The organism is Bradyrhizobium genomosp. III, assembly GCF_000261705.1.
In the GTDB taxonomy this organism is placed as follows: domain Bacteria; phylum Pseudomonadota; class Alphaproteobacteria; order Rhizobiales; family Xanthobacteraceae; genus Bradyrhizobium; species Bradyrhizobium ottawaense.
In genome coordinates, this window is record NZ_AJQF01000177.1 from 22090 (window position 1) to 28296 (window position 6207).

6 protein-coding genes and 1 pseudogene are annotated in these 6207 nt (G+C 64.7%); 1 reads left to right on the plus strand and 6 read right to left on the minus strand.

Going from position 1 to position 6207, the window contains the following annotated elements; translation table 11 throughout:
• Window positions 1–212: 212 nt before the first annotated feature.
• From glyS to IC66_RS0115815, 6 genes are all read right to left on the minus strand, one after another.
• Complete coding sequence (gene glyS / locus IC66_RS0115785; RefSeq protein ID WP_038948277.1) at window positions 213–2312, minus strand: glycine--tRNA ligase subunit beta; 2100 nt, start codon at window positions 2310–2312, stop codon at window positions 213–215.
• Window positions 2312–3247 (minus strand): glycine--tRNA ligase subunit alpha, encoded by a 936-nt coding sequence (locus IC66_RS0115790; RefSeq protein ID WP_038948278.1) that lies wholly within the window; start codon window positions 3245–3247, stop codon window positions 2312–2314. The genes glyS and IC66_RS0115790 overlap by 1 nt, the downstream gene beginning before the upstream one ends.
• A gap of 233 nt (window positions 3248–3480) precedes the next feature.
• A complete protein-coding gene (locus tag IC66_RS0115795; protein WP_028141656.1) occupies window positions 3481–3672 on the minus strand; it encodes a hypothetical protein in 192 nt (63 codons plus the stop codon).
• Window positions 3673–3777: 105 nt separating this feature from the next.
• The gene (locus IC66_RS0115800; protein ID WP_038948280.1) at window positions 3778–4686 is read right to left on the minus strand and encodes a S49 family peptidase; all 909 of its coding nucleotides are present in this window, start codon (window positions 4684–4686) and stop codon (window positions 3778–3780) included.
• Window positions 4687–4900: 214 nt separating this feature from the next.
• On the minus strand, window positions 4901–5665 hold the full coding sequence (locus tag IC66_RS0115810; RefSeq protein ID WP_028141658.1) for a tRNA1(Val) (adenine(37)-N6)-methyltransferase: 765 nt from the start codon (window positions 5663–5665) through the stop codon (window positions 4901–4903).
• Window positions 5658–5885, minus strand: coding sequence for a putative signal transducing protein (locus tag IC66_RS0115815; protein WP_018323354.1), 228 nt, complete (start codon window positions 5883–5885; stop codon window positions 5658–5660). The genes IC66_RS0115810 and IC66_RS0115815 overlap by 8 nt, the downstream gene beginning before the upstream one ends.
• Before the next feature lie 135 nt (window positions 5886–6020).
• Between IC66_RS0115815 and IC66_RS0115820 the strand changes: the two are divergent.
• Window positions 6021–6207: pseudogene (locus IC66_RS0115820) on the plus strand (polyprenyl synthetase family protein); the annotation flags it as partial.

Genomic DNA, 6207 nt, shown 5'->3' on the forward strand with positions numbered 1-6207 from the left:
CGTCACTTCAATCAGGCTGGCGCGAGCAGTGTAATCGGACATCAGGCCCCGCCCGGTCTTCCCCCCGCCGGGCGGGGCTTTTTGCGCTGTCATTCCGGGGCGCGCCACTTGGCGCGAGCCCGGAATCCATACTCACGATGGTGGTTATGGATTCCGGGCTCGTGCTTCGCACGCCCCGGAATGACAGCGGTATTTGCCCCGCGAGCGCGACCTCAATCCTGGATCTTCGAGAAATCCGCCACCGCACGCGTGGCGCTGCGGATCTCGTTCAGCAGCTTGAGGCGGTTCTCGCGCACCTTCGTATCGTCGTCGTTGACGCGGACCTTGTCGAAGAACGCATCGACCGGCGGACGCAACTTGGCCATCGCGCTCATCGCGGCCGCGAAGTCTTCCCTGACGACGGCGGCGCTGGCTTCCGCCTGCACTTCGCCTATCGCCTTTGCCAGCGCCTTTTCCTCGGCCAGGCTGTAAAGCGCAACGTCGGGCGCGCCTTCGAAGCTGCGCTTGTCCTTCTTCTCCTCGATGCCAAGGATATTGCTGGCACGCTTGATGCCAGCCAGCAGGTTCTTACCGTCGTCGCTCTCGAGAAACTTTCCGAGCGCCTCGACGCGGCGGACGATCATCAGCAGGTCGTCCTGGCCGCCGAGCGCAAACACGGCATCGACGAGATCGTGCCGCGCGCCCTGCTCACGGAGCTGTACTTTCAGGCGATCAGCGAAGAAGGCGAGGAGGTCGCTCGGCAGCTTCTGCGCATCGGCCGGCTTCACCGACAAACCGGTGAGCGCAGATGTCGCCACCTTCATGAGCGACAGACGCAGCGCGTTCTCGGCGATCAACCTGATCACGCCCAGCGCCGCGCGACGCAGCGCATAGGGGTCCTTGCTGCCTGTCGGCTTCTCGTCGATGGCCCAGAACCCGACCAAGGTATCGATCTTGTCTGCAAGCGCGACCGCAACGCTGACCGGATCGGTCGGCACGCGATCAGTCGGTCCTTGCGGCTTATAGTGCTCCTCGCAGGCGGCGGCGACGGACGCGTCCTCGCCCTGGGCCAGCGCATAGTACTTGCCCATCAGGCCCTGCACTTCGGGGAATTCGCCGACGACCTCGGTGAGCAAATCCGCCTTCGCCAGATGCGCCGCGCGCGTCGCCTTCGCGACATCGGCGCCGACCAGTGCCGCAATCTCGGCTGCGAGCCGCTCGATGCGCTTGATCCGCGCTGCCTGCGTGCCGAGCTTCTCGTGGAACACGATCTGCTCGAACTTCGGCAGCCGATCTTCGAGTTTCGTCTTCAGGTCTGTCTCGTAGAAGAACTTCGCATCCGACAGGCGCGGACGGATCACGCGTTCGTTGCCTGATACGATGACCTTGCCGCCGTCGGCCGCCTCGATATTGGCGGTGAGGACGAACTTGTTGGTCAGCTTCCCGGTCTTGGGATCCTTGACCACAAAGCACTTCTGGTTGTTGCGGATGGTGGCGCGGATCACCTCGTCCGGAATCGCGAGATATTCCGCTTCGAACGATCCCATCATGACGACGGGCCATTCGACGAGGCCCGAGACCTCGTCCAGCAGCACCTGATCTTCGACCAGTTCGAAGCCTTGTGCGAAGGTCAGCTCCTTGGCGTCGGCGAAGATGATGTCCTTGCGCGCCTGCGGATCGAGGATGACCTTGGCGGCCTTCAGCTTCGCTTCGTAGTCTTCAAAACGACGCACGGAAATCGCGTCCGGCGCCATGAAGCGATGACCGTAGGTGGTCTGGCCGGTCGTGATGCCATCGACCTCGAATTTCACGACATCGGGCTCTTCGGTCTCGAGCCCGAAGGTCGCGGTGATCGCGTGCAGCGGACGCACCCAGCTCAGCGAACCCGGCTTGCCGGAGCGCGCGCCCCAGCGCATCGATTTCGGCCAGGGGAAGGTGCGGATGATGACGGGCAGGATTTCCGCGAGCACGTCGATCGCGTCGCGGCCAGGCTTCTCGATCAATCCGATGTAGAAATCACCCTTGGGGTCGCGCTGGATTTTTGCTTCATCCAGCGACTTCAATCCCGTCGCCTTCAGGAAGCCCTGCACGGCCGCGTCGGGCGCGCCGACCTTCGGACCGCGACGTTCGGTCTTGAGGTCAGGCTGGCGCGCCGGGATGCCGTGCACGGTGAGCGCGAGGCGGCGCGGCGTCGCGAACGCCTTGGCGCCCTCGTAAACCAGGCCTTCGGCGACGAGCTTGTCGGTGACCAGGCGGCGCAGATCGTCGGCCGCCTTCCCTTGCATGCGCGCGGGGATTTCTTCGGAGAACAGTTCAAGCAAAAGATCGGGCATCAGGCCGCTCCGCCCGCTTCAGTATGGATCCAGGCCTCGCCGCAGGCCTTGGCCAGCTCACGCACGCGAAGAATGTAGCTCTGCCGCTCGGTCACGGAGATCACGCCGCGGGCATCGAGCAAGTTGAAGACGTGGCTGGCCTTGATGCACTGGTCGTAGGCCGGCAGCGCCATCAGATGCGCCTCGCGCTTGTCGTCCTTCCAGCCGGCGTCGAGATATTTCCGGCAGGCTGCCTCCGCCATCTTGAACTGCTCGAACAGCATCGCGGTGTCGGCGACTTCAAAATTGTGCTTCGAATATTCGCGCTCGGCCTGCAGGAAGACGTCGCCATAGGTGACTTTGGCATCGCCGTCGCGGCCGTTGAAGTTGAGGTCGTAGACGCGGTCGACGCCCTGCACATACATCGCGAGGCGCTCGAGACCGTAGGTGAGTTCGCCCGCGACCGGCGCGCATTCGAAGCCGGCGACCTGCTGGAAGTAAGTGAACTGGCTGACTTCCATGCCGTCGCACCAGCACTCCCAGCCGAGGCCCCAGGCGCCCAGCGTCGGGCTCTCCCAATCGTCCTCGACGAAGCGGATGTCGTGCACGGCGGAATCGATGCCGATCGCGGCCAGCGACTTCAGGTACAGCTCCTGAAGGTTCGGCGGCGACGGCTTCATGATCACCTGGAACTGGTAATAGTGCTGCATCCGGTTCGGGTTCTCGCCATAGCGGCCGTCCTTGGGCCGGCGCGAGGGCTGCACATAGGCCGCGTTCCAGGGCTTTGGCCCGAGCGCGCGCAACGTGGTCGCCGGATGGAAGGTACCCGCGCCCATCTCCATGTCGTAGGGCTGCAGGATCACGCAGCCCTGCTCGGCCCAGAACCGCTGGAGCGCGAGGATGAAGCCCTGGAACGAGCGTTCCGGGCGCATATGGGCGGGCAATGAGGCGTCCATCGTCAGATCAGGCTCTCGCGGGGGGGTTGAATCGCGCGGGACCGTATCGACGGCGGGAGTGGGAATCAAGGCAAAGGGGCGGATTCGGGCTTAACGGCCGCCGTAGAGTGACGGTGCCGTAGGGTGGGCAAAGCGAAGCGTGCCCCCCATCGTCGCCACGATTGCCGAAGGGAATGGTGGGCACGGCGCAACAGCGCCTTTGCCCACCCTAGGGCACCTTACATGGGGCGCGCCTAACCCGGCCGATAGGCTCCGGTCACGGGGTCACGTTTCAGGGTCTGGATGTTCCCCATATGGGCGGCCTCGGCGACGCGCGAGAGGCGCATCTCCTCCAGCTCCCGGTTGATCCTGACAGCAGTCTTGTAGGCCCAGCGGACCACGGCAAGCCCACCCAGGACGCCCGCGAAAGCGACGAACGGCGGCATCGGTCGATCCTCGTTGAGTGCTCAGCCCCCACGCACATTGTTGCGCAGTCGGGGCTGCGCCGCAATCGGCAGGCCAAGAGGCCAAATGGCGCGGGAGGGCTGCGCCTAGAACCCGAATTTCGCCCAGATCGCCCGCGTCTCAAGCGCCGAGATCAGATCGTCCGGCAGGCCGACCATTGATTCCATGGCCGAAAGCTGCCCCGCGCCGGGCGATTTCCGGCCCAGAAAGCCGGAGAGCAGCCCGGTCGGCTGCGCGATCACGGGGGTGAGAACCTTCTCGCCATAGCGGGCACGAAGAGTTGAGCGGAGATCGCCGATGCTGTCGGCGATCCCCAGCGCGATCGAACTCTCGCCGGCCCAGTATTCGCCCGTGAACAGGGCGTCGTCCGCGCCCTTGAGGCGCGCGCCGCGGCTCTCCTTCACCAGGGAAATGAAAATCTGATGGATTTCGCGCTGGAGCGCCTTCAGCTTGGCGACGTCGTCGGGGTTCTCGGGGAGGAAAGGATCGAGCATCGCCTTGTGCGCGCCGGCCGTGTAGAGGCGCCGCTCGATGCCGAGCCGCTTGATCGCCTCCTGGAAACCGAAGCTGCCGCCGACCACGCCGATCGAGCCGAGGATCGAAGAGGGATCGCAGATGATCTCGTCGCCGGCGCAGGCGATCATGTAGCCGCCGGACGCCGCAACGTCCTCGACGAACACGAGCACCGGCAGCTTCTTCTCCGCCGCGAGCTGCTTGATGCGCAGGTAGATCTGGCGCGACTGCACCGGCGAGCCGCCGGGCGAGTTGATCACCAGAGCCACCGCCTTGGCGTGCCGGTACGAGAACGCGCGCTCCAGCACCCGCGCGACGCCCGCCAGCGTCATGCCCGGGCGCAGCGGCGTCACCGCACCGATCACACCGGACAGCCGCACCACCGGTACGACCGCGGTACCGGGGCGGAAGCGCGCCGGCAGATATTGCATGAGCTTGTCGGCCAGGCCGGAACTCTCACGATCTTTCAATTGTTCGGCCATGCCGTTACCTCTGATTAACCATTTCTTATCACGCGACTGTCATTGGAAGTGCCTGGAACGTGTTTTGCAGATTTTCCGTTGGGAGGCTGCAATGAGGCAGCGGAGAACACCATGAAAATCTATCTGCTGATGCTGCTGATCGGTGCGCTGTTCATGGCGATCCGCTTGACGTCCCCGCAAGAGCAGCAGTCGGAATCGCTTCCGCAGTAAGTCGTCACGGTTCCATCAGCGGCAAGGCCGCTCTCCCCTCCAAAATCTCCGTCACCTCTTTTTTGGACACGCCTGACTCGTCGTTGAGCATGAGGCCCGGCAGCAATCGCGTCGGAGCCCGGCCGCCTTTGACCGCACGCACCAGCACGCGGATCGCGGGCCGCCCCGCCTCACCGTGAACCGGCAGGATCGAAAGGCTCCCGAAGCCGCGTGACAGCGCCGCCAGGACATCGGCGATGCCATCTGCGCGCCAGATCAATGTCAGCACACCATTCGATCGGAGGATGCGCCGCGCTGCATGCACCCAGGCATGCAGGGTCTCCTCCGTCGCCACATGCGCGGTGTGACGCGCCTGATCCGGCGAGCCGCGATGCCGGGCCGGATCGTTGAAGGGCGGATTCATCAGCACCGCGTCGACGCTGTCGGGCGGCAGCCCGTTTGCCGCAAAGGCCGTGGCGTCGGCGGTGACATCGAGCAGGATGATCTCGGCGGCAAGCGCATTCGCGGCTGCATTGGCGCGCGCGAGCTCGGCCAGCTCCGGATTGATCTCGACCAGGCTCAGCCCGATACCAGCGACGCGCCGGGCCAGCGCCAGCCCGGCCGTGCCGATCCCGGCGCCGAAATCGACCACGCGGTCCCCGGGGCGGGCCTCCGTCGCCGCCGCAAGCAGAATGGCGTCGTGCCCGGCTCTGTGGCCACTCCGCTTCTGTCTCAGGCGCAATTGCCCGCCGAGAAAGGCGTCCTCGGTGATATCTGCGGCCTCACTCATCGCCGCGCAGTTCGTGGCTGAGGCCGGCCTCGGTGAGGAGCTCCCGCGCCTCCTGGGCGTCGTCCTCATGAACCAGGATCCGCCGCGGCAAAATGCCGAGCGAGCCCTCGATGATGCTCATGTTCTGGTCCAGCACCAGATGATGGATGTTGGCGCCGTCGAGCAGCGCGCCGATCGCCGACACCAGCACCATATCGTTGGTCCGAACCAGTTCACGCAAAACGCAGGTTTCCTTGCCTGAGAGGGGGCTAAAGCGGCAAATGTCAATGGTTCCGCGGGCCTTGCCGCATCCGCCGCCAGTTTCTATTGTCTTTCCGTCAGAATAGCCCCTCCGGGGCAAATATTGGAGACCGGCGTGGCCGTCATCGTACCTTTCGAAACTCCCGGCGCGTCGATCGAAGAGCTGGTTGCCCTTGTCGCCCCTGATATGGAGCGCGTCAACGCCACGATCCTGTCGCGGACCGGTTCGGACGTGACCATGATCCCGGAGGTCGCCAACCATCTGATCTCCTCCGGCGGCAAGCGGCTGCGGCCGATGCTGA